This is a genomic window from Vibrio sp. MED222 (assembly GCF_000153005.1).
GTDB classification, from domain to species: Bacteria; Pseudomonadota; Gammaproteobacteria; order Enterobacterales; family Vibrionaceae; genus Vibrio; species Vibrio tasmaniensis_A.
Genome location: NZ_CH902606.1, coordinates 994250 through 1017578 on the forward strand (window position 1 = coordinate 994250; position 23329 = coordinate 1017578).

The window sequence follows — 23329 nt, forward strand, 5'->3', positions numbered from 1 at the left end:
TCCTTAATCTTGAGTCAATTTAGTGAAACGAAGGTTTAGTAACGCTAGGGCACCAACCAATAGGAAGATAAGCGTTGCGATTGCACTTGCTAGACCAAAGTCTTGACCACCACCGCCTTCGAATGCAATTCGGTACGTGTAGCTTACAAGCAAGTCTGTGTAACCCGCTGGCTCAGAAGTACCAATCATGTTCGGGCCACCGTTCGTCAATAGTTGAATCATGACAAAGTTATTGAAGTTAAAGGCAAACGCTGCAATCAATAGCGGTGTTAACGGTTTTATCATCAATGGAAAAGTGATTCGCTTGAAGTTATCAAGGAAGTTAGCACCATCGATTGCTGACGCTTCGTACAAATCTTCAGGAATCGCTTTTAGTAGACCCATACATAGAATCATCATGTAAGGGAAGCCTAGCCAAGTGTTAACAATCAACACCATGGTTTTCGCTAAGATCGGGTCGGAGAACCAGTTTGGGCTTAAACCAAAGATACTCTCAAGCACCATGTTAATCTCACCAAAGCTCTGGTTGAATAGGCCCTTAAAGATAAGAATCGAGATAAATGCTGGTACGGCGTAAGGCAAAATTAGTAGAACACGATACACAGCACGGCCTTTCAGCTCTTCCCACTGCACAACGTTTGCCAGAACCAAACCAATTGCAAGTGTGAAGGCTACCGTACAAATGGAGAATACAACCGTCCAAATAAAGATACTGATAAACGGTTCTTTGATGCCGTCATCTTTCCAAACACGTTCAAAGTTGGCTGTACCAATGTCTACAACAAATCCTGGAGAAATGGTGTTACCGATAAACTCACCTTTCTCGTCAACCGGTTGGTAGAAACCCACTTCCATGTTTGGTTTCAATATTTCACCAGATTCATTGTTGTATAACGTTTCCCCGTCATCTTGAAGAGTGTAAAGCGGTGCAACGGCAGCAAATTTACGTAAGCCGCTCATGCGGATGTCATCACCATTTGGCAGATGGAAATCGACACCACTGATCACAGAGCGATTTTGGATGATCGCTTTGATCTTCTCTTTTTCACCTTGTACAGAGTCAATTGCAGATAGGTCCATCTCTGTTGATGTCATGCCTTCCAGAGAAAATACATCAGTTGCTAACAGCTGGTCGCCATCTTTCACAACGATCTGGTGACCGTTATCTGTTTTGTACAAAGTAAATGGGTAGCTTTCACCGCTTTGGAATGAACGGTCTAAAAGAACGGTTTGAGTACGCTCTAGAGAGAGCTGGTTTTTTGCGCTGTAGTTAGTAAACGCAAGCCCTACGGTATATGCCAGTGGGAAAAGAATGAATAAGATCATTCCGGCAATACCGGGGTAAATATAACGGTGGGCGTAAGTTTTCTTACTACCAAAAATGTAAAGAGCCAAAGCCGTTAAAATCACAGTAAGCAGCGCAAATGCGAGCTCACCGCGAGAATACATTAAAATTGTAGCGTAGCCATTAATTAAGCCAACACTACCAAGCAACCCCCATTTGATGAAGACGCTTTTACTGCCTGGAAGGCTTGATGGTGCCGGGATCGCATCTGAACCTTGAACTGACTGCATAGAGGAACCTGCTAACGAGATATAAAAATAGAAAAGTAAGGAGAGGTTGCCCCCTCCTTAAAAGGTAGTGCTTGGTTGTTACTTAGTCATTCGAGCTTCAGCACCTTTTAGTGCTTGCTCTACTGATTGACGGCTATCAACTACGTTGCCAATAGCTTCTTCCATGCTGTACCAGAATGTTGTGAACTGAGGGATGTTAGGCATGATTTCGCCGTTCATCGCGTTATCCATTGTTGCTGCAATACGAGTGTCGCTGTCTAGTTGACGTTGGAAAGAGTTAAGAGCAACAGCGCCTAGTGGCTTGTCGTCGTTCAAGCTCTTCATACCTTCATCAGTTAGTAGGTAGTTTTCCATAAACTCAACGGCTAGATCACGGTTTGGAGAAGCGGTGCTGATACCACCAGCCCATACACCAACGAATGGCTTAGACGCTTTACCGTTGAACTTAGGCAATGTTGCTACGCCGTAATCTACGCCAGCTTTCTCGATGTTTGCCCAGCCCCAAGGACCGTTAATTGTCATTGCAACGTTACCCGCTACGAATTCAGACTCAGCAACTGAGTAATCCATATCCGCAGAAATAACTTTGTCTTTTACCATCTTCTCAATGAAACCTAGAGACTTCTGAACACCGTCAGTCGCTACGCCTGCATCTTTAATGTCGTAACCTTCCGCTGTTTGCTTGAACGCGTAACCGCCGTCAGCTGCAAGTAGAGGCCATGTGAAGTAAGCGCCACCACGTAGAGGCCACATGATTGCTTTCTTGCCATCTTTTTGAAGCTTAGCGTTTAGTGCAGGGATCTCTTCCCAAGACTTAGGTGGATTGGGAACAAGTGCTTTGTTGTAGATAAGAGAAACTGACTCAACTGCAACTGGGTAAGCGATTGTTTTACCGTCGTAAGAAACAGCATCCCATGCGAAGTCTACGATACCTTCTTTAGTTTCCTTAGAAGGTTTGATATCAACAAGAAGACCTGCTTCTGCAAAACCACCAAAACGGTCGTGTGCGTAGAAAATCATGTCTGGGCCATCGCCAGCTGCTGCAACCTGAGAGAATTTCTCTTCTAGTTTGTCAGGGAAAGCGACGGTTACTTTAACACCAGTATCTTCTTCAAAGCGTTTACCTACTTCAGCCATTCCTTCATAAGCTTTGTCGCCACCAACCCAAATAGTTAGTTGACCTTCTTCGATAGCAGCGTTTGCACCAAAAGAACCCAGAGCAACGATTGTGCCTAGAGCTACAGCGCTTAGAGCGTTTTTCATGTCAATATCCTTTTTATATTTATACGTAGGGCGCATTCAATTAAGACGAGCCAGTTTTCGGAGGCTATGATCTGAGAAAATCAATGACAGCTCATCATCCTAGCCACTACGCCCTAGCTATTATGGCCTAATTTCGTGATCGTCATCCGGTAAGATTGGCGAGCGAAGTCACAAAGTAGATACTCATCGTGATCCACATCACCGTTATGCGGTGGATTTATTTGAACTGGATCGCCAGTTATAGATAACCCCCTTTATCTACTCCTCCCCTCCTACTCCCCCTAGTTAATTTTCTATTGGGAGGATGTACCATTACGCGAATTCACCGAAACTGCATTCATCCAAGAGTGGATAGTAAGAACCCTTTACCAGCGAATGTTATGCGTTGACGCATTCTTCATTTAGTTGGCTTCACTGCCCGCTGTTGTCTTTATTAAGCATCGAGCTAAATCTGTGATTGAATCACGGGGGAGATTTAGCTGGATGTGGGGGAAATAGGCACCAGTTTGGCTATGACGGGTGGGCTTGGTTAAAGAATCCAAGTCCCACCCACTTTTTTCTTACTCACTCAATACTTACCAATTCCTACAGTTACTGCTGACCCAAAAATTCCTTATAATGATAAGCAGTAAAACTTAAAATTTGATCGATCGAGGACAAGCTAGATGGCGAGTGTCACGTTAAAAAACGTTTATAAATCATATGGTGATGTACAGATTTCTAAGGACGTAACCTTAGACATCAACGAAGGTGAGTTCGTAGTATTCGTTGGACCATCAGGTTGTGGTAAATCGACGCTATTACGCTGTATCGCGGGTCTAGAAGATATTACGTCTGGTGATTTGTACATTGGTGATCAACGCATGAACGATGTTGAGCCATCAAAACGTGGTGTGGGTATGGTATTCCAATCTTACGCGCTCTACCCGCACCTAAATCTCTACGACAACATGTCTTTTGGTCTTAAACTGGCAAACGCCGATAAAGCTGAAATTGACAAGCGTGTAGAACATGCTGCAGAAATCCTTCAGCTTGGTCACCTTCTTGAACGTCAACCTAAAGCATTGTCTGGTGGTCAACGTCAACGTGTTGCTATCGGTCGTACTCTGGTTTCTCAACCAAACGTATTCCTACTTGATGAACCTCTATCTAACCTGGATGCAGCACTGCGTGTTCAAATGCGTTCACAAATCACGAAGCTACAGCGTCAACTGGGCTGTACCATGATTTATGTAACACACGACCAAGTTGAAGCGATGACAATGGCGGATAAAATCGTTGTGCTTGATGGTGGTTTTGTTTCTCAAGTGGGTAAACCTCTTGATCTTTACCACTATCCTCAAAACCGTTTCGTTGCTGGCTTTATTGGCTCACCAAAAATGAACTTTATGTCGGTTCACATCGAACAAGCTGAAGCAGAACGCGTATTGGTACAACTTTCAAACGGTATGACTTTCTGGATCCCAGTTGATGGCACGACTGTCAACGCTGGTGACCGTATGTCTCTAGGAGTTCGTCCTGAGCACTTGTTGTCTGCTGAAACAGGTGATGCGACGATTGAAGCTGATGTGTTGATGGTCGAGAAGCTCGGTAACGAAACACAAGTTTACCTAAACCTCGACAGTGCCGATGCTGACGTTATCTATCGCCAGCCAGACACGTTGACGATTGAGTCTGGTGACAAGCTAGCGATTGGTATTCCTGCACACCGTTGTCACTTGTTCCATAGCGATGGTAGAGCATGTCGTCGCTTGTACAAAGAGTACGGCACCGACTAATCAATTCGTCGTTTTAGGATATAACTTGCCCGTATCGAATCCCTCTTACCTTGTAAGGGGGATTTCTCATTTTCTGACAACGAGTTTTACTTTCATTAAATAGATCGCGCTTTGTCTGTTGTCTGTTGTCTGTTGTCTGTTGTCTGTTGTCTGTTGTCTGTTGTCTGTTCAGTATAAAAACAAAAAAGGCCTAGCGAATGCTAGACCTTTATCTGTTTGAGCTAAAAGCCATCCTATCTAAACGATAAAGATATAGGCTTGCTCAACTTTAATACCAATCGTAGTAAATAACTTAGTGAATTGGCGTATCACTTGTTTTATTGAACTGGCCAAAATGCTGTTCTAACACTTCAGGTGTCAGTTTGCCTTCCGCTTCTAGTCGCTTAAATTCAGCAACGATCGCTTTTTGCTCTTCAAGTGATGGAAGTTTCACTTCAGGCTCATCGCCCATCTCTTGAGTCATCTGCTCTAGTTCTTTTTCAAAATCGCTCATGATACTTACCTAAATATTAAACCTAGCGAGATTTTACTCATTTACGCTCTATGATGCTAGGGCGATTAGGTGCAAAGCCCGAAACCAGATCAAGTGAACATCAGCTTAAATGCAGAACTGCGGTCTGAATGGCGACGTTCAACGTAAAAAGCTATACCAAACGTAACAATTAGCATCAGACGTAAAAGCCACACCAAACATAAACTGCCTAGCAAACGTAAAGTGCCGTATCAAACGTAAAGTGCCGTATCAAACGAACAAGCATATCAGACGTAAAAAAGCCGGGGTCACGTGAAATGAATCCGGCTCCAATGTAAGTGTTGCAAGTTTATCCGCTATTAAAGCTTAAACGAGCCAACCATCTTATCTAGACGAGAAGAAAGCTGTTGAAGTTCTTGGCTCGCTTCAGCAAGCTGCTCTGCGGTTCCAGTCGTCACTTCGTTAATCGCGTTGATTTCTTCAATATTCTGGTTGATGGTATGAACTACGGTTGATTGCTCTTCCGTTGCCGTTGCCACTTGAGTGTTACGATCAGTGATATCAACGATACGGTCTGAAATACCACCCAGTACGTCCACCGCTTCATCCGACGCCGATACGCCTTCAAGTGTAATCACTTTGCCTGCACTCATCGCCGTTACGGCATCTTTAGCATCACTTTGCAGTTGGTTGATCATCTTCTGAATCTCTTCAGTAGAATCTGCGGTACGGCTTGCTAGGTTACGAACCTCATCGGCTACAACGGCAAAGCCGCGACCTTGTTCACCCGCACGCGCAGCTTCAATAGCAGCGTTCAGAGCTAGTAGGTTGGTTTGTTCAGAGATGTCACGAATTACACCCAAAATAGAGCCAATGTCTTGAGTCGTTGAAGCTAACTGCTCTACCACTTGACCTGTACTTTCGATGTCTTGCGCTAAACGGCTGATCGCGTCTTTTGCTTTGTTTACCACAGATCGGCCTACTTCAGTATTGCCTGAAGCCTGTGTTGCCGTTTCCGCAGCCGTTGCCGCATTCGATGCAATCTCGCTGATTGTCATGCCCATCTGGTTAATGGCTGCAACTACCTGAAGAGTTTGATCTCGTTGTTCTTGGCTATTGTCGTGGGTGATGTGCGCTTTGTTAGAAACACTCTCAGCGGCGACTTGAAGTGCTTGGCTTGTAGAAAACACCTCTTTCATCGACTCGTGAATCTTTTCGATGAATCCATTAAAGCCCTTTGAAAGCTGTGCAATTTCATCGTTGCCTTTCACTTCGATACGCTGAGCAAGGTCACCGTCACCTTCGCCAAGGTCACCGAATCGCTTAGCCAAAAGTTTAATCGGTTGAGTAATACTGTTTGCTAGCACCACGCCCATCAGAATAAAGATTAACGCTACAACAGCGGTCATGATCAGCATCTGTTTAGCCGTTGCATCAAGCTCAGCAAAAACTTCGCTCGTCGGAACTTCACCAACAACGAACCAATCCATTGACGGCACATACAAACTCGCGACAAACAACTCTTGTCCTTTATGTTCCGTTGTAATCAGGTTAAATCCTGACTTGCTTAACAACTGACTAGATTGAGGACCGTAAAGTTGTTGAAGTGATGAATCACTAAGCGAACGTTCGCGATGAATTTGAACATCACCTTGGCTATTCGTTAAGAAAACAAAACCGGTATCTTCGATCTTAAAACTATTGAGTAGACTTACCATGTCACCCATCGATTTCGATAAGCCAGACATCGCTAAACCAGAAGGTTGTTGGTAGTTAGCGAACATTTTCACTTCACCTGTCGCTTCTTGGAACATACTGACCATTGTCTGCTGGCCAGATTGCGTAAAGCCAAAGAACCAACCATCTTGCTGTTGATTGAGTTGACGCAAGAAGCCATCTTGGTTCCAGTAGTAGGCCGTTTGACGGTTCGCTACTGAGGCATCATTTAGCTGGTATTGGTTACGAACATTGTTCAATTGCTTTACTAGCTTGTTCTCTAAGACGGCATCACGATCGGTCGATTCGATAGCGTCAGAAATGAATTCATTCGAAGCAATTTGTTCTGCAGCTAACAATAGCTGAGAGACTTCACGGTCAATTTCACCATTAATTCGCTCTAACATTCCCGGAAGCTCAATATCGACTAATCGATGACTCAAAACATCTCTTGCTTGCTTTTGTGCCATCGCACCGACAATCACCGTTGATGCAAGAACTGCGAAGGTAATTCCAAGTACAACTTTTTGTTTAATACTCAGAGAGTTAGTTTTCAACATATTTGGACCTTTAAAAAGAATCGCTCGTTATTTATACATCCTGAACAGGATTTTTTTTGGTGCACTTAAACCAGTAGTGCACTCTCTCCACCATATATCGGCTAACCCCCATCAAACTAGAGAGGTATTTCGCAAAAATTTGTAAGCATGGTGAAACAAAGCAACCATTCTTCTATAGAGAAAACCATCAGCAAGACTAATGCAGTGAGACGTAACCATTCATTTTAATTATCTGGACAATGAGATTCCCCGAAGCTCACTGAACGACAGGCCTCTGAAGCTTTGATATATAAAAAGCGATTGATATGGTACAAACCATGGCTTAGTGGTTTTTTCTCGTTAACCGCTTGTAAATAATTCCAATTTTGAAAAAATAAATTCCACAAACGTACTGGAACTTTTTCCTAGTAATCAGTGACCAATACTCAAAATAAAAATCAAATGGATACCCAGAGAGTCCAAAATGCACAAAACAAATTTCGAAGTCCTTCAAAACTATTTAGAGTCTCAAATCATTGGTCAAAAAGAGCTTGTTAAGCAGCTGATGATAGCCCTTTTGGCCGATGGTCATATCCTCGTTGAAGGGCCTCCCGGGCTAGCAAAAACTCGCGCAGTAAAATCATTGGCTGACTGTGTCGAGGGAGACTTCCACCGCATTCAATTCACGCCAGATTTGTTACCTGCTGATTTAACGGGTACCGATATATTTCGTCCAGAAACGGGAGAATTCACCTTCCAATCGGGCCCGATTTTCAACTCGCTTATTCTGGCGGATGAGATCAACCGTGCTCCGGCGAAAGTGCAAGCCGCAATGCTAGAAGCGATGGCTGAGAAGCAGGTGACGGCGGGACGAAAAACCTATGCCTTACCCGATTTGTTTTTGGTAATGGCAACGCAAAACCCAATTGAGCAAGAAGGCACTTACCCGCTACCAGAAGCTCAATTAGACCGTTTCTTGCTGCATTTAGAAGTGGCTTATCCAGACATGGAAAGTGAGCTGGAGATTTTGCGCCTAAACAGAGGCGAAGCTCAAGGCAACGAATCTGTTCAGCCACAAGAGATATCTCAGCAAACGATCTTTGAAGCCCGCCAAGAAGTACTCAACATTCATATGGCAGACACCATTGAGCAGTACATCATCAGACTGGTAATGGCGACGCGCCAACCTAAGCAATACAGCGACCAGCTTGATCAATGGTTAGACATGGGTGTTAGCCCGCGTGCAACCATCGCGTTAGACCGTTGTGCCCGCGCTCACGCTTGGCTTGCTGGCCGCGACTATGTTACTCCACAAGATGTTCAAGCGATGGCATTCCCTGTACTGCGTCACCGCCTGCTTCGTAGCTACCACGCACAAGCCGAAGGGGTCACTGCAAACCAAGTGATCGCACACCTTCTCTCGTTGGTTGGTAGCGCATAGGGATACGCGCATGAAGAATCAATTACCCAACCATAGTGACGGTGTCACGTTAAGCCTGGACGAACTGCTGCAATACAAAGCGCAGTCTGTTCGCTGGTTGCCTCCAGCCAAGAGCCTGTGGTCGCAACTTAACGGCCAGCACGAAAGCAATCGTAAAGGTCGCGGGATGAATTTCTCTGAGGTTCGTCAATATCAGGCGGGCGACGATATCCGCAGCATTGATTGGCGCGTCACGGCGAGAACAGGCAAGGCGCACACCAAACTGTTTTCTGAAGAAAGAGAACAGCCTGTGATTTTGTTCTTAGATCTGTCGAGCAGTATGATTTTCGGCTCAACCTTGTTGCTTAAATCGGTTCAACTCGCACACTTTGCCAGCCAACTTTGCTGGTTAACCGTCGCTCAAAAAGACCGTATTGGTGCAGTGATCGATACTGGCCAAGAGATCATTGAGATTAAACCCAGTGCTAGCAACCACGCTCCGCTGCGTATTTTACAAAAAGTCATAGAAATCAATAACGCAGCGCTGACTAACCCAAACAATCACAGCAACACAACCTTAGAGCATGGGCTGAAGTCTCTTCATCAGCTTTGCCCGAAAGGCAGCGATATCATTATGCTCAGTGATTTTGTTCGTTATAGCGAAAGTAATTACTCACTTATCAATCAAATACGTCGACATAATCGGGTTCGCTTGGTGCATTTTTACGATCCATTAGAGCAAGGTGTCACTGCTTTCAAAGGTTCAAAACAGATCACCGACGGCAATAAAACGCAATGGTTTAACTTTTCATCAAGCAAGGAAAAGGAAAAGCTCAGTCACGCATTTGATCAGAAGCAACAACAGCTTATGCAAATGAGCCTTTCTTTGGCGATCCCATACAGTTCATTGTCTTGTGCGCAATCGTTAATGAGCCAAGTATCAGGAGTTCAGTCATGAATCAACCTCTCGACTTGAGCCCTATTATTACGCCAAGCGCACCGTCATGGTGGCCTTTGGCATGGGGTTGGTGGTTAATCATTATCACGGCCATTGTTCTGATCGCCTTAGTATTTTTCATTGTAAACAAAAGACAAAAGAACCAATACGCGAAGAACGAAGCACTTGCTTGCTTTCGTGATAGTCAGCCTTCAAATACCTTGTCTCCGAGTGCAGCTCAAGACATCGTTCGTCAGGCAGCACTAAGCTATTTCCCACGCGAAAAAGTGGCAGGCTTATCTGGTGATGATTGGTTGACGTTCTTAGATGCGCAATTGGCAAAACCTTTGTTCGCCGCAAAACAATCGCAATGGCAACAAGCGCTCTACCAAGATGCAACCTTAATGACCGACGAACAGAAAAAGGCTCAACAGCAATTGGTTAACGACTGCGAAATCTGGCTTCGTAAAGCCCTTCCTCCAAAGCGAGGTCGTTATGAATGATTTTCTAAATATGGGTTTACTCGATGTGGAGTTTGTTTGGTGGTGGATGTTTATCCTAGTACCACTGCCGCTCCTTATTTACCTATTCTCACCAAAATCAGAATCAAGCAGCGCTCTAAGGCTTCCGTTTTTGCCCGAGGACAGCAATACCAAAACACCGAGCAGTCGCTTACCCAAGGCGTTATCGGTCATCATCTGGCTTTTATTGGTAACGGCCATGGCACGCCCTGTTTGGTACGGTGAACCGGTTGAGTTTCAGCCGAAACACCGTGATTTGATGTTGGTTGTCGACCTCTCCTACTCAATGAGCCAAGAAGACATGCAGTTTAATGGCGAATACATTGACCGCTTATCTGCGGTGAAACATGTATTGAGTGACTTTATTGAGCGACGAAAAGGCGACCGAGTTGGATTGGTGCTATTTGCTGATCACGCCTACTTGCAGACGCCACTGACGTTAGATAGAGACACGCTTTCACAACAGCTCAATCAAGCAGTGCTAAAGCTGATTGGTACTCAAACTGCGATCGGTGATGGTATCGGCCTTGCCACCAAAACCTTTGTCGACAGCGACGCTCCTCAGCGTGTAATGATTCTACTCAGTGACGGCAGTAATACCGCGGGCGTATTAGATCCACTTGAAGCGGCGGATATTGCAAAGAAATACAACGCCACAATTTACACCGTGGGTGTCGGTGCGGGTGAAATGATGGTCAAAGAGTTCTTCATGACTCGTAAGGTCAATACTGCTCAAGACTTGGATGAACGTACTCTAATGGAAATCGCCAAACGTACTGGCGGTCAGTACTTCCGAGCGCGAGACAGCAAAGAGCTGGCAACGATTTACGACACCATCAACCAGTTAGAGCCCGTGACGAATGCCACTAAGATCTGGCGACCACAACAAGAGTGGTTTGTCTGGCCTCTGTCTGCGGCCATGTTCTTTGCATTTATGCTGTTAGCCATTAGGAGAAACAATGTCTAACTTTACTTTTATCTACCCATATTGGTTCTTGGCTCTTGCCGTGCTGCCCGCAATTTGGTGGCTTAGCAAGAGACAATCCAAGCAAGGGTTATTAGCGTCACACATCGCCCGTTATTTGGCTCCTGAATCGAACAAACCCTCGAAAAACCGCAGCACTTATTTCGGTGTTTGGTGGTTGGTCGGTGTCATCGCATTGGCCGGTCCAAGCTTTGAAAAAAATGAACAACCAAGCTTTGAAAAAACACAGGCGCGAGTTGTGATCATGGATATGTCGATGTCTATGTATGCCACTGATATTAAGCCGAACCGTTTAACACAGGCGCGATACAAGGCTTTGGATCTACTATCACTCTGGAAAGAAGGCCTAACGGGAATGGTGGCATACGCCGGAGATGCTTACACCATCAGTCCGCTAACGTCTGACATCAACACCATCAAGAACCTCGTACCCAACCTATCACCAGATATCATGCCCTTCCAAGGCGGCAATGCAGCATCGGCAGTTAAGCTTGCGATTGAGATGATGACTCATGCTCATATCTACCAAGGCGATCTAGTACTGATTGCTGATGATATTGATGGTCAAGAGAAGAAAGATATCGACTCGCTACTCTCTGGTAGTAATTGGACGTTATCAGTCTTGGCTGTAGGTACGGAAAGCGGCGCGCCGATCTCGTTACCTACCGGTTCGATGTTACAGACCGACTCAGGACAAACCGTGGTTGCGAAAACCAACGTAGACAATATGCGCGACCTGACTCGTCGCTCTGGCGGCACATTCACTGAATTGCAATTGGATAACTCAGACGTTGAACACATCGCAAGTTACCTCGACCGAGTTGCGACAACATCAGAAGTGACTAAAACCAATAACTCACTCAACACCAGAGTGAACAACGGTTTCTGGTTATTGCCGTTTCTGTTACTTCCTGCACTTGGGCTATTTCGAAAAGGGGTCATTTGGTGTGGTCTAGCTGTATTTGTCTCGTTCAGCCAACCGAATACTGCGTTTGCAAATCCTTGGAAAACCGATGACCAAGTGGGTTATCAGTTGTATCAAGATGAGGACTTTCAACAAGCCGCAGAACAGTTCGAACAACAAGAATGGAAAGGCATCGCGCAATACAAAGCCGGTGATTTCGAAGCGGCCGAACAGACGCTACAAGGTCTTTCTGGCGAAGATGCTCGCTACAACCTCGCCAATGCACAAGCAAAGCAAGGTAAGTACGACCAAGCGATAAAAGAGTATCAACGTATTCTCGAAAGTAACCCAGAACATGCTTACGCGAAGAAGAATCTAGAGATTGTCGAACAGGCTCGGAAGCAACAGCAACAGCAACAGCAACAGCAACAGCAACAGCAACAGCAACAGCAACAGCAACAGCAAGACGATTCTAAGTCCAAAGACCAAAACGAACAAGACCAGCAAGGTCAGCAAGGTCAGCAAGGTCAGCAAGGTCAGCAAGGTCAGCAAGACGATTCTTCGCAAAGCTCGCAGGATCAACAACAAAGCTCAGCTGACAATGGGAAGTCGCAAAGTCAAAGTGGTAGCCAAGATCAAAGCAACAAACAAGATCAAAGTGAAAACCAAGATCAGAATACTGACCAAAGCCAAGCTGATGATAGCCGCTCTGATTCCAAGACGGATGAAGAAAGCGACAAGCAAGCTGTGCAACAAAACAAAGCGGATCAAGCAGATAAACACTCACAGGACAAAGGTGACTTAGCATCTCAAACTGCCCAAGCACAAGAGGCTGCTAAGGAAGACAGTGATAACAACACTCAACCAGCTGCAGCACAAGCATCAGGTCAACCTATGTCGAGCGATCCGGATATGCGAAAGCTTGAGCAAGTAGAAAGCGCCCGTGACCCGAGCCAACTGCTTAAAGCGCAAATGATTCTACAAGCACGCCAAAAAAGTACTCCTAACAACCAAAACAAAAAGTGGTAACCATGCGATCTTTAAACAAGCCATTTTTATCAATGCTACTGACACTGCTAATCGGTGTTTTCTCGTCACACTCTGTATTCGCAGCGACCGCTGTGGCGAGTGTTTCGCAAAACAGTGTTACCAAAGATGAAGTCTTCCTACTTAGAGTGGCGACCGATGAAAAAGTATCGTCCGGTGCTTTAGATCTAACCTTCCTTCAGAAGAATTTCTACGTCGGCACCCCAAGCTTTGGGTCATCAATGCGAATCATCAATGGTAGCCGCACTGTGTCTAGCGAGTGGAATATTACCCTTGCCCCACTTCGATTAGGCCGATTAGAGATTCCTAGCTTTGATATTGAAGGCGCTAAAACTAAGCCGATCACCATCAACGTTTCGGTTAATAAAGCAGCTCCAAAGCAGAGTGATATGGCCGAGTTTCAACTTAATCTGAGTAAAGACTCGCTATACCCTCAAGAGGTCGCGGAACTTGATGTAAAACTCATCATCAAAGCGGATCCAAGAAGATTACAAGATCCCCAAATCTCTCTACCAAACTCATCAAATTTGGACGTGGAACCCATCGGTGAGTCGAAACAGTTCCAAGATGTTATCAACGGACAAGAAGTCACCGTTGTTCAGCAATCTTTCCATATATCCTCACAACAAGCAGGACAATTTCAGCTTCAAGGGCCAAAGTTAACCGGTGCTGTTGTTTACTCAACCAACAACTCAAGCACAACGCGCCTTTTCCAACTCGACACGCCCGTTGAAACCTTAGATGTCACAGTGAATCCTGTACCAAAAGGCTATCAAGGTGAGTGGTTACCAACATCGAACTTCAAGTTGATTCAGAAATGGTCAGATAGCCAAGGCAACGAGCTGACAGGTAGCAATGCTTTAGGTGGCGACAAGCAGAATATTGAAATGGAAGCCGGCGATTCGTTAACTCGTACCATCACAATGACAGCCAGCAACTTGACCCAACACCAGTTACCAAAACTGAACATCACCTACCCTAAATCGGTGCGCGTGTATGAAGAGAAACCGCAATTTGGCACAACCCAGTCTGGTGATGCTGTGGTCGTTTATAAGCAAATATTGATTCCGAAAGAGGCCGGAAATATCTCGCTTCCTGATGTGTCTCAAGCTTGGTTCAACACCGATACGCAATCGGAACAAACCACTAAAGCGCTTGGCTTAAAATTGTCGGTACAAGCTAGTGAGCGAGCAACATCAAGTATGCCTCCTCCAGCGATTGAAGCACCGGCACAACAAGCCAGCCCGACGATTGTTACCGTTGAAAACCCAGGAATGTGGCCTTATCTAACAGCGCTGTTTGCAGCATTATGGTTAATCAGCTCGGCGTTTGCTTTCTACTTCTGGTCACGCCGCGCTACAGCAGTAAGATCAAAGCAAAAAGATGAACGTCAATCCGATACGGCAGAAGCGCTGATTGCAGCTCTGAAAATGAAAGACGGTGTGAAGACGAGAACCTTGTTCGAACAGTGGAAAACAGAAAACCCAGACTTGAGTGATGAGACGTTAGAAACAATCGAAGCTGAGCTCACCAAGCTAAATCAGAGCCTCTATGCTGAAGATGACTCACTAAGTCAGCCATGGGAGCCTACTGAGGCAATCAAAGCGGTTAAGAAACCAAAACGCATCTCGAACAAAGCACACAAGAGCACATTAGAAAGGCTTTAATTAACCGGTGTTCTAAGTAAGCAGAAAGCTAATTAGGCAGAAAATCTAAGTAAAAAAAAGAACGAAGCCGTGATGACCACATTGTGAACATCATGGCTTCAGTCGTTTTTGAGAACGGGAAAAACAGATACCGCACTAAGTCAGTGTAGCCGCAACCTTTCTTCGCTTTAGAGCGGAGACAATTCTATTTCGCCCTGAATCTTTCGCCTTATACAAAGCCTTATCTGCCTTGCCATACAACAAATCAAAATCGAACTGGCGCTGATCCGAAGTTATCGATGCATAACCCACAGACGCGGTTAAATATTGGCTAGTGCTACTTTTACAATGGAGAATTTTTGCATCTTCAATACTTTGTCGAATCGACTCTGCACGATGCTTTGTTGTTGTGTGATTGGTGCCGATCATCAACAACATAAACTCCTCACCGCCGATACGGCAGAAGGTTTCTTGATCACCGTAAACATGAGTGCTCAGTATCTTGCCAATGGCACGTAAAGCGACATCCCCCTCAGTATGGCCATAGACACTGTTGTACAAACCAAAATGGTCAAGATCGACAAGAATTAACCCAAAGGTGACCTCATTCTGCGTAGCAAATGCACCTTGTTCTTCACAATTCAGATCATCTAAAACTTGTGACAGCATACGGCGGTTACCAAGACGAGTCAGCGGGTCGAGTTTAGAAATCACATCGAGCTGTTCATTGGCATTTTCAAGCTCTTGAGTTCGCTTGCTAACCTCTTGTTCTAGGGTTTCATTGAGCTTTTTGATCTCCTCTTGCGCCATGGTTCTTTGCAATACTTCAGCAAGGCTAGAGGCGAAGATACGTATAACTTCACGCAGTTGTGAAGTTAAAGGGCTTCGTGTTAGCAAATTATCCGCAGCGATAAACGCAATCGGAACGCCTGTATTTGTGGTGAGCATTGTCATTGCCGTCCAGCCAACCCCGACAATATTGTAATCATGATAAATAGGGACCGATTCTTCAAAAGCGACTTGGTTAGGGTAAGTACGAGCTGCAGACACAATGTCACGCTCTACCAGCTCGGAGCGATAATAAGACTCATCGACAATATCGCCTTTTATATCGGTACCCCAAGTACCTTGCATGTAACTGCAATTTTTATCGGTAAGGAAAACGGCTAATCGATCAATGCCTAAATGCTGAATAGCAAAACTGACGGCAGACTTACATACAGCACTGACGCTATCGCAGCGAGACAACTCAACCATACTCGAATGCAGCATTCGGATGTTCAGTTCTTGGCGTTTACGAATGTATATCTGAGACAGCAGAGAGCCGAACGATTCAAGCATCTGCTTTTGGTAATTGGTAATTGGCGAGCGGTGAATGTAGTTGTCCATAGCAATCCAACCTACGGGTTTATCCCCTTCACGCAAGATAAGCATGCCATTCCACCCTTGCCCTACAACCTTACCTTCAGTGTAGAGTGGAGCATGTTCAATAACGACCAAGTTAGTGTGGTTGTCAGACAATGCCTCGATATATTCCGATTCAAGCTGATGCAGGTCATATTGAGTGTGATGTTCGCTGTTGGTTTTTCCTAGTTCATCGGTGCCGTAGGTGCCACTAAAGCAACGCTTTTTCATATCAAGCAACATAAATATGGCGCGATCAAAACCAAGTCTATCGCGTACCGCCTCTACCGATGCTTTGTAGAGTGCATCCAATGATTCAGGGTTCGAGAGCTCTAACGCCACCTGATGAACCAATTTCATATTCTCGACAAACAACTCTCGAAGCTTAATTTCATCAAGATATTGCGCTTCACGTGTATCCCTATGCTTAATCTCGATAGCTGCATTTTTTTCTGCGCGAATACACTGCCAGCGAGCCGCCGCTAATTGAAGGCCATCCAGCCCTTGGTCAAAGGTTTGATTAACTTTTTCTGCGATGCAATTTTGAATAATTAAATAAGTTCTACAGGCTGGGGCGTTGTCGAGCATCATGATGAACGACTCTCCACCAAGCGTTTTACTGTGATCCCACTTGCACGTATTGAGCGACATCGGTAACACACCGTCTGCAGTGTCGAACTGTGAAACCCATGGCCAAAATGTTGAAGGGTAATGATCAAGAGAGGTTAATTCACCGTAGGAAAACAACGGTAACGAGTCGCTTTCTGGTATTGGCTCTGAAAATATTCCGATCCCTTGGGGACCAAGCATTTTAATCAGGTAGTCAAACAGAGACTCAGCCAATAAACGGTGGTCACGCGTAGCAGATATCTGTTTTGCAAAGGCTTTAACATGCACGGCGTTGATCCATTGGCTAATAAGAATAACGCAAAAATACAGAAGCCTTGATATGCAATCAATGTAACTAAAAATGAGATGTTAAGTGGGTCGCAATTTGACCTTTTGCATTATCACAAGCATGAGAAGGACTACAAAAATGGGATTTCCTGCCCAAAATTTCGTCGACATGTGATGCTTTTTAACAGCATAAAAAAGCCCCACCTAAAGTGGGGCAAAACTTCCATCGCTTATAGTTATAGTGATAATTTTGTAAATCGTATCGATTATCTAACCTGCGTTTCAGTTAGTGGTATTGACCACGTTATCGATTAAGCAATTAACCAAAGTCACCGTTTACATAACCTTTAGTGCGATCATCTTTTGGTTCGCTGAAGATAACGCTGGTTTCGTTGTGCTCTACAAGCTCCCCCATTAGGAAGAAAGCCGTACGGTCGGAGATACGACGAGCTTGCTGCATTGAGTGCGTTACGATAACGATAGTGAAGTTTTTCTTCAGATCTTCCATCAACTCTTCTATTTTATGAGTCGCAATTGGATCAAGTGCTGAAGTAGGTTCATCCATCAAAATTACGTCAGGTTGCATTGCGATGGTGCGAGCAATACACAGGCGCTGCTGCTGACCACCAGACAAACCGAATGCGTGTGCTTTCAAACGATCTTTCACTTCATCCCAAAGCGCCGCGCCGCGAAGTGAACTTTCAACCACTTCATCAATGTGCTTTTTGTCTTTGATCCCTTGAGCACGTAGTCCGTATGCCACGTTTTCATAGATGCTCATTGGGAATGGGTTTGGCTTTTGAAAAACCATGCCGACTTTAATACGTAGATCAGCCACATCGATATTGCCGTAGATGTTATCGCCATCCATCTCAAGAAGGCCGGTGATTTTTACACCTTCAATAAGATCGTTCATTCGGTTCAAGCAACGTAATAGCGTTGATTTACCACAACCCGACGGGCCAATCAAAGCGGTCACTTGGCGCTCTGGCACGGGTAGGTTGATTGATTTAAGCGCTTGGTTTTCGCCGTAAAAAAGGTCTAGGTCTTTAATATTAAATTTGTTCATATTCGTAATCTCGTAATTCGTCAAAGTCTGTACTGTTTTTGTTTTAGGAGCTCATTTGGCTCTAGAAAACCCTGCTTAGTAAGTTGCAGTATTAAAACGTCTTGCGATCAACTTCGTGAGTGTGTTGATCAGCAGTACAAGAACAATCAGTACTGTTGCTGTGCCGTATGCTTGATTCCATTCTTCAATGGTAAATAGCTCAGTCGTTAACTTATATAAGTGAACGGTTAATGTACGGCCAGAATCCAATAGTGAATCTGGGATACGAGCAACCATACCTGCGGTCAAGAATACTGGCGCTGATTCACCAATAACACGACCAATACTCAGAATAACTGAAGTGATAATACCCGGCATTGCACTTGGTAGAATCAAACGCCAGATTGTGTAGATTTTAGAAGCACCTAAACCATACGATCCTTCGCGATAAGTTTGAGATACCGCCATCAATGCTTCTTCAGTAGTACGTATAATCACTGGAAGAATCAAGATACTCAGTGTCAACGCGCCCGATAGGATAGAGAAACCTAAACCTAAAATAGCCACGAAAAATGTCATACCAAACAAACCGAAGATGATTGACGGAATACCTGCTAATGACTCGGTACAAAATCGAATGATCTTAACTAAGCGACTGCCTACTTTTGCGTATTCAGTCAGGTAGATTGCCGTCATGATACCCAATGGCGCCGCAACCGCAATCGAAGCAATAACCATGTAGATGGTCGAGATGATCATCGGAAAAATGCCGTGCTCATCGCCCGTTCGCGTGTAGTCATCCGTGATGAAATTCCAATCAACGTGCTGTAAGCCGTTTGAGAGGATGTACCACATAATCCAGAACAAGAAGCCCACCGTTAACGCGGCAGCAGCCCATATAAAACCACTCAGAACGGCGTCTTTACGTGCGCGGGCTTTCTTTAACGCGATTTTATTCATCGTCTTACCTTGCGAATTCGTAGGGTTAGCTTGAGGTGCTACGTTATTTTCTAAAGACATTATGTTACCTCGCCTTCTCACGGTTCAAGTAAAGGAGAATTGCATTCAGAGACATGATGAAAACAAGGAGAACAACACCCGTCGCATAGAGCGCACTTGCGTGAATACCACTCGCGTAAGACATTTCAATCGCAATGTTCGCGGTTAGTGTACGCGCTGAATCTAGAATACCTTCAGGCATTGCTGGCGCATTACCCATCACCATAATGATTGCCATCGTTTCACCAAGAGCACGGCCAATACCCAAAATTACGCCCGTCATGATGCCTGAGCGAGCAGCCGGAACGAGCAACTTAAAGATGGTAAAGATCTTTGAAGCACCTAACGCTAAAGAGCCTTCTTTGTACGTTCTTGGTACAGCACGGATTGAGGTTTCAGAAACCGTAATTACCGTCGGAAGGATCATCACACCCAGAACAATAATACCCGCCAAAATCGTGTTACCTGCAGGCACTTGAAATACGTTTTGAATCAGGGGAACGATAATAACGAGTCCGAAGAAGCCGTAAACTACCGAAGGTATACCCGCTAGCAATTCGACAGCAGGACGAATGATGTCCGCCAGACGCTTTGGCGCGATTTCAGCAATAAAGATTGCCGTTAACACACCAATCGGCACACCGACCACTACTGCACCTAATGTCGATACGACAGATGCCACAATCATGGTAGCAACACCGTAAAGTGCTGGTGGTAGCCAGTTCTGTCCTAGCACGATGCCCGATAGGCCCGCTTCCTGGAACGCAGGGATACTTTCTCTAACGATGAAAAAAGCAATAACAGCAAGGGATACGATGCCGATGATTGCGCTAGTAAGAAATAAGCCGTGAAAAATACGCTCTTTCCAATCTACACGCTTCTTTTTACGTAAGCCGCGTTTCAGTTGAGTCGCTTCGCTATTCATAAGCTGTTCACTATTCGTTGCGATGGTCATAACAAGTCTCACATATCGAAATCCTTAACACGCTGTATAAGCGTACGGATTAACTCGAAGTGGGATAGAAAAGGCTCAGCCTGAAAAGGTAGGCTGAGCAATATTTAATTAATTGAGATATAGATTAGTTAACTGAGATGTAGCCTTTGTTCTCAACAAGAGATTGAGCTTCGTCAGTTAGCATCCAATCTAGGAACTTTTGAGTTTCAGAAGAAGGCTTACCTTCTTTGTAAAGTACTAGGAAAGGACGAGCTACTTTGTAAGAACCGTTCTTAACGTTGTCTACAGATGCTTCAGTACCGTCAATTGCAAGCGCGTTTACTGAGTTATCTACTGTACCTAAAGAGATATAGCCGATTGCGTAAGGGTTAGATGCAACCATTGTTTTTAGTGCACCGTTACCGTTAGCAACTTGAGCACGTTGAGAGATTGCTGATACTTTCGTGCCAGAAATCTTCATTTTAAGAGACATGATGTCTTCGAATGCACCGCGAGTACCAGATGCTGTATCACGAGTGATTGCTACGATTGGCTTGTCCGCACCACCAACGTCTTTCCAGTTTGTTACTTCACCTTTGTAGATAGCCGTTACTTGCTCAGCCGTTAGACCGTCAAGACCATTCTTAGGGTTAACCACGACTGCGATGCCGTCACGAGCAACCACTTCTTCAACTAGTGTTGTTTCTTTCTCGCTATCTTTAAGGTTACGAGAAGACATACCTAAATCTGCACTGCCGTTCTTCGCCGCTTTAACACCAGCAGACGAACCAGGGCCTTGTACTTCGATAAATACGTTTGAATTCGTTTTCATGTATGTTTCAGAGAAAACTTCCATCAGTGGCGTCACGCTGCTTGAACCAACTGCTGAAATAGTTTCTTTAGCTGAAGCTGGAGTCACTGTTAGTGCACCTAAAAGAGCGATTGCACCGATAACTGTCTTTTTCATCACAAATTTCCTTAAGTGGCGTTATTGCCGTTGTGTTTAACTTGAACGGTGCCCACTTTAGAATCTGAATGTGACAGTTGTGTTTCATTAAATTGAAGCCTATATGACAGCTGACATTTATTTTCGTCTTTTTTCGTGTCAAATAACCTTGAAGCAATAAGTTTAAATAACTCATAAACGTTAAACATTTATTTCAATCTATTTAACCCAAATCGTTCAACATTCCACCAACTCCGAATATTACCAATTACCGCACAGCCACCCGAAACGGGTAAACCATAGAGAAATAAAGAAAAACGCTCATTTTGCACAATAAATGACCGTAATTTATCAATTACCTATCGCATATATCTAAATCGAATGTATTACTGATTGAATTGTCATTCTCAGTAGTTAGAATCACGGGATAATTATAATAAAAGCAATTGCATCGGCTCATTTACTTATTTATAGAGGGACAATTCATGCGCCAACTTCTCAGTGGCTTATCAATTAAAATACAAATTCTTATTCCAGTACTCTTTTCCGTCGTATTACTTTTGACGGGTGTCATCATCGGTGGTGACAAGCTGGAAAACGCATTTAAAGATGTATCAACAGCAACAGATCAACTCATTCTACATAAAGAAGAACTCAGCGAAATCGTCGACAATAGTTACGGCATGCGCATCAAAGCAATCTATAGCTTGTTCAACCCTGATGATGTAAACACACTCGTTGAAACGCTTAATCAAAAACGCGATCAAAACTCACGCCTACTGAGCTCATTAGACACAGTGCCAGGTATGCAAGATGAAGTCGCAGCAATGAGCAAAGCGATGGACCACTACGTTAACTTTTCACGCAATACCATGCTTCCCCTGTTAAAGGCAAAACACGGTAATTCAGTGCTAACTTCTGACTTTGATACTCGTTACCAAACGGCAATTGACCAATACCGCCATGCTGGTAATGAAATGGTAAAAGCAATCGACAGTCTTTCTAAAAAGCTAAACTTGCTTGCGACTCAACAAGTCCATACCAATGGTCAGCAACACACTAGCACCCTAAATACTGCAACTATTGGGCTTCTAGTGATTCTATCTATTGCTCTTGTTATTAGCTGGACACTGGCTGGCATCATTGTTAAACCAATCAACAATATTCAGGCAACCATGCGCGAAGTAGCAAAAGGTAACCTGCTAGTAAAAGCCGAAGAACATGGAGACAATGAGATCTCACGTCTTGCGCAAGACGTAAACAAATCCGTTGAGCAATTGCGTGACACGGTAAGTTCACTGTCTCGAATCAGCATAGAAGTTGCGTCAGCGTCGACTGAACTAGCTGCTGTAATGACACAATCAAGTGCGAACTCAGACCAAGAGAAGCAAGAAGTGGAACAAGTTGCTTCTGCCGTGAATCAACTTGAGAGCACAGCAGCAAACGTCAACGAAAATGCAGTACAAGCCGACTCCGCGTCTAAGCAAGCTGACGAAATGGCGACACACAGCATGAGCTTGTTTAATGAAAGTAACCAAGCAAACGAGCAAATGGCGATTCAGCTTAGCGAAGCTGCGAACGTTGTTGGCACGCTAAAAGAGCACTCAGAGAAGATTGGTAATGTCATTGAGGTTATTCAAAGCATCTCAGAGCAAACTAACCTTCTTGCGCTTAACGCTGCCATTGAAGCCGCTCGTGCAGGTGAAAGCGGACGTGGTTTTGCGGTTGTAGCTGATGAAGTGAGAATGCTAGCAGCACGTACACAAGATTCGACCAAAGAAATCCAAACCATCATTGAAGGCTTGCAGGTTCAATCTGGAAACGCGAATGAGAGTATGAGCAGTTCGCTGTCTATGTTGGAACATAACCAGACGCTTTCGGGTGAGGTAAGCTCTGCACTTTCAGGCATTGCGAACTCAGTAACGGATATCACGGAGATCAACACTCAGGTCGCCGCTGCTGCAGAAGAGCAAAGCCAAGTGACTTCAGACATTAACCGTAATATCTCAAATATCTACAGCTTAGTAAGCCAAAATGTAACAGGCATTACCCAAGCTGCAGCAGCAAGCCACGAGCTATCAAACCTCGCTGAACAACAAAAGCAGCAGTTGGGCTTCTTTAAGGTTTAAGGGTTAAGGGCGAATAAGCTTTAAGGTTCAGCTGTAACGGCTTATGGTATAGGCTCTAGGATACAAAATTTAAGCCTTAAACTGTAAGCACTTACTTACCATGTATAGATTGCAGTAACCGACCTTCATTATTAAGCCAACTATTGAGTCATCAGTAGTTGGCTTTTTT

At 44.6% G+C, this 23329-nt stretch carries 17 protein-coding genes; 8 read left to right on the forward strand and 9 right to left on the reverse strand.

The window, feature by feature from the left end:
- Window positions 1–3: 3 nt before the first annotated feature.
- Together malF and malE are read right to left on the reverse strand one after the other, a co-directional pair.
- Window positions 4–1575 carry a maltose ABC transporter permease MalF gene (gene malF / locus MED222_RS17225; protein ID WP_009845807.1) on the reverse strand — a complete coding sequence of 524 codons (1572 nt, stop codon included), beginning with the start codon at window positions 1573–1575 and terminating at the stop codon, window positions 4–6.
- Between the two features lie 78 nt (window positions 1576–1653).
- Entirely contained in the window at window positions 1654–2838 is a 1185-nt protein-coding gene (malE, locus tag MED222_RS17220) for a maltose/maltodextrin ABC transporter substrate-binding protein MalE (protein ID WP_009845808.1), read from the reverse strand.
- A gap of 665 nt (window positions 2839–3503) precedes the next feature.
- Between malE and malK the strand changes: the two genes are divergently transcribed.
- Entirely contained in the window at window positions 3504–4616 is a 1113-nt protein-coding gene (gene malK, locus MED222_RS17215) for a maltose/maltodextrin ABC transporter ATP-binding protein MalK (protein WP_009845809.1), read from the forward strand.
- Window positions 4617–4908: 292 nt separating this feature from the next.
- Here the strand turns inward: malK and MED222_RS17210 are convergent, their stop codons facing one another.
- Together MED222_RS17210 and MED222_RS17205 are read right to left on the reverse strand one after the other, a co-directional pair.
- A complete protein-coding gene (locus MED222_RS17210) occupies window positions 4909–5109 on the reverse strand; it encodes a chromosome segregation ATPase (protein WP_009845810.1) in 201 nt (66 codons plus the stop codon).
- 338 nt (window positions 5110–5447) lie between these two features.
- Window positions 5448–7364 carry a methyl-accepting chemotaxis protein gene (locus MED222_RS17205; protein ID WP_009845811.1) on the reverse strand — a complete coding sequence of 639 codons (1917 nt, stop codon included), beginning with the start codon at window positions 7362–7364 and terminating at the stop codon, window positions 5448–5450.
- Window positions 7365–7827: 463 nt separating this feature from the next.
- Between MED222_RS17205 and MED222_RS17200 the strand changes: the two genes are divergently transcribed.
- Genes MED222_RS17200 through MED222_RS17175 form a run of 6 tightly spaced genes read left to right on the forward strand, consistent with a single transcriptional unit; the run spans window position 7828 to window position 14824 of the window.
- A complete protein-coding gene (locus tag MED222_RS17200) occupies window positions 7828–8784 on the forward strand; it encodes an AAA family ATPase (RefSeq protein ID WP_009845812.1) in 957 nt (318 codons plus the stop codon).
- A gap of 10 nt (window positions 8785–8794) precedes the next feature.
- The gene (locus tag MED222_RS17195; protein WP_009845813.1) at window positions 8795–9721 is read left to right on the forward strand and encodes a DUF58 domain-containing protein; all 927 of its coding nucleotides are present in this window, start codon (window positions 8795–8797) and stop codon (window positions 9719–9721) included.
- A complete protein-coding gene (locus MED222_RS17190) occupies window positions 9718–10203 on the forward strand; it encodes a DUF4381 domain-containing protein (protein WP_009845814.1) in 486 nt (161 codons plus the stop codon). Before MED222_RS17195 ends, MED222_RS17190 begins: the two co-directional genes overlap by 4 nt.
- A complete protein-coding gene (locus MED222_RS17185; protein WP_009845815.1) occupies window positions 10196–11188 on the forward strand; it encodes a vWA domain-containing protein in 993 nt (330 codons plus the stop codon). The genes MED222_RS17190 and MED222_RS17185 overlap by 8 nt, the downstream gene beginning before the upstream one ends.
- Window positions 11181–13139 (forward strand): VWA domain-containing protein, encoded by a 1959-nt coding sequence (locus tag MED222_RS17180; protein ID WP_009845816.1) that lies wholly within the window; start codon window positions 11181–11183, stop codon window positions 13137–13139. Before MED222_RS17185 ends, MED222_RS17180 begins: the two co-directional genes overlap by 8 nt.
- Before the next feature lie 2 nt (window positions 13140–13141).
- Window positions 13142–14824, forward strand: coding sequence for a BatD family protein (locus MED222_RS17175; protein ID WP_009845817.1), 1683 nt, complete (start codon window positions 13142–13144; stop codon window positions 14822–14824).
- A gap of 135 nt (window positions 14825–14959) precedes the next feature.
- Here the strand turns inward: MED222_RS17175 and MED222_RS17170 are convergent, their stop codons facing one another.
- From MED222_RS17170 to MED222_RS17150, 5 genes are all read right to left on the reverse strand, one after another.
- The gene (locus tag MED222_RS17170) at window positions 14960–17104 is read right to left on the reverse strand and encodes a sensor domain-containing diguanylate cyclase (RefSeq protein ID WP_009845818.1); all 2145 of its coding nucleotides are present in this window, start codon (window positions 17102–17104) and stop codon (window positions 14960–14962) included.
- A 319-nt stretch (window positions 17105–17423) separates the two neighbouring features.
- Complete coding sequence (gene pstB / locus MED222_RS17165) at window positions 17424–18173, reverse strand: phosphate ABC transporter ATP-binding protein PstB (RefSeq protein ID WP_009845819.1); 750 nt, start codon at window positions 18171–18173, stop codon at window positions 17424–17426.
- A gap of 75 nt (window positions 18174–18248) precedes the next feature.
- Window positions 18249–19112: a phosphate ABC transporter permease PstA gene (gene pstA / locus MED222_RS17160; RefSeq protein ID WP_012600195.1), complete on the reverse strand. Its 864-nt coding sequence runs from the start codon at window positions 19110–19112 to the stop codon at window positions 18249–18251.
- 64 nt (window positions 19113–19176) lie between these two features.
- Window positions 19177–20106, reverse strand: a complete 930-nt coding sequence (gene pstC / locus MED222_RS17155; protein WP_009845821.1) for a phosphate ABC transporter permease subunit PstC — start codon at window positions 20104–20106, stop codon at window positions 19177–19179.
- A gap of 124 nt (window positions 20107–20230) precedes the next feature.
- Window positions 20231–21052: a phosphate ABC transporter substrate-binding protein gene (locus tag MED222_RS17150; RefSeq protein ID WP_009845822.1), complete on the reverse strand. Its 822-nt coding sequence runs from the start codon at window positions 21050–21052 to the stop codon at window positions 20231–20233.
- A gap of 464 nt (window positions 21053–21516) precedes the next feature.
- On the opposite strand from MED222_RS17150, the gene MED222_RS17145 reads away from it, so the two are divergent.
- Complete coding sequence (locus tag MED222_RS17145; protein WP_009845824.1) at window positions 21517–23160, forward strand: methyl-accepting chemotaxis protein; 1644 nt, start codon at window positions 21517–21519, stop codon at window positions 23158–23160.
- The last annotated feature ends 169 nt before the right edge of the window (window positions 23161–23329 follow it).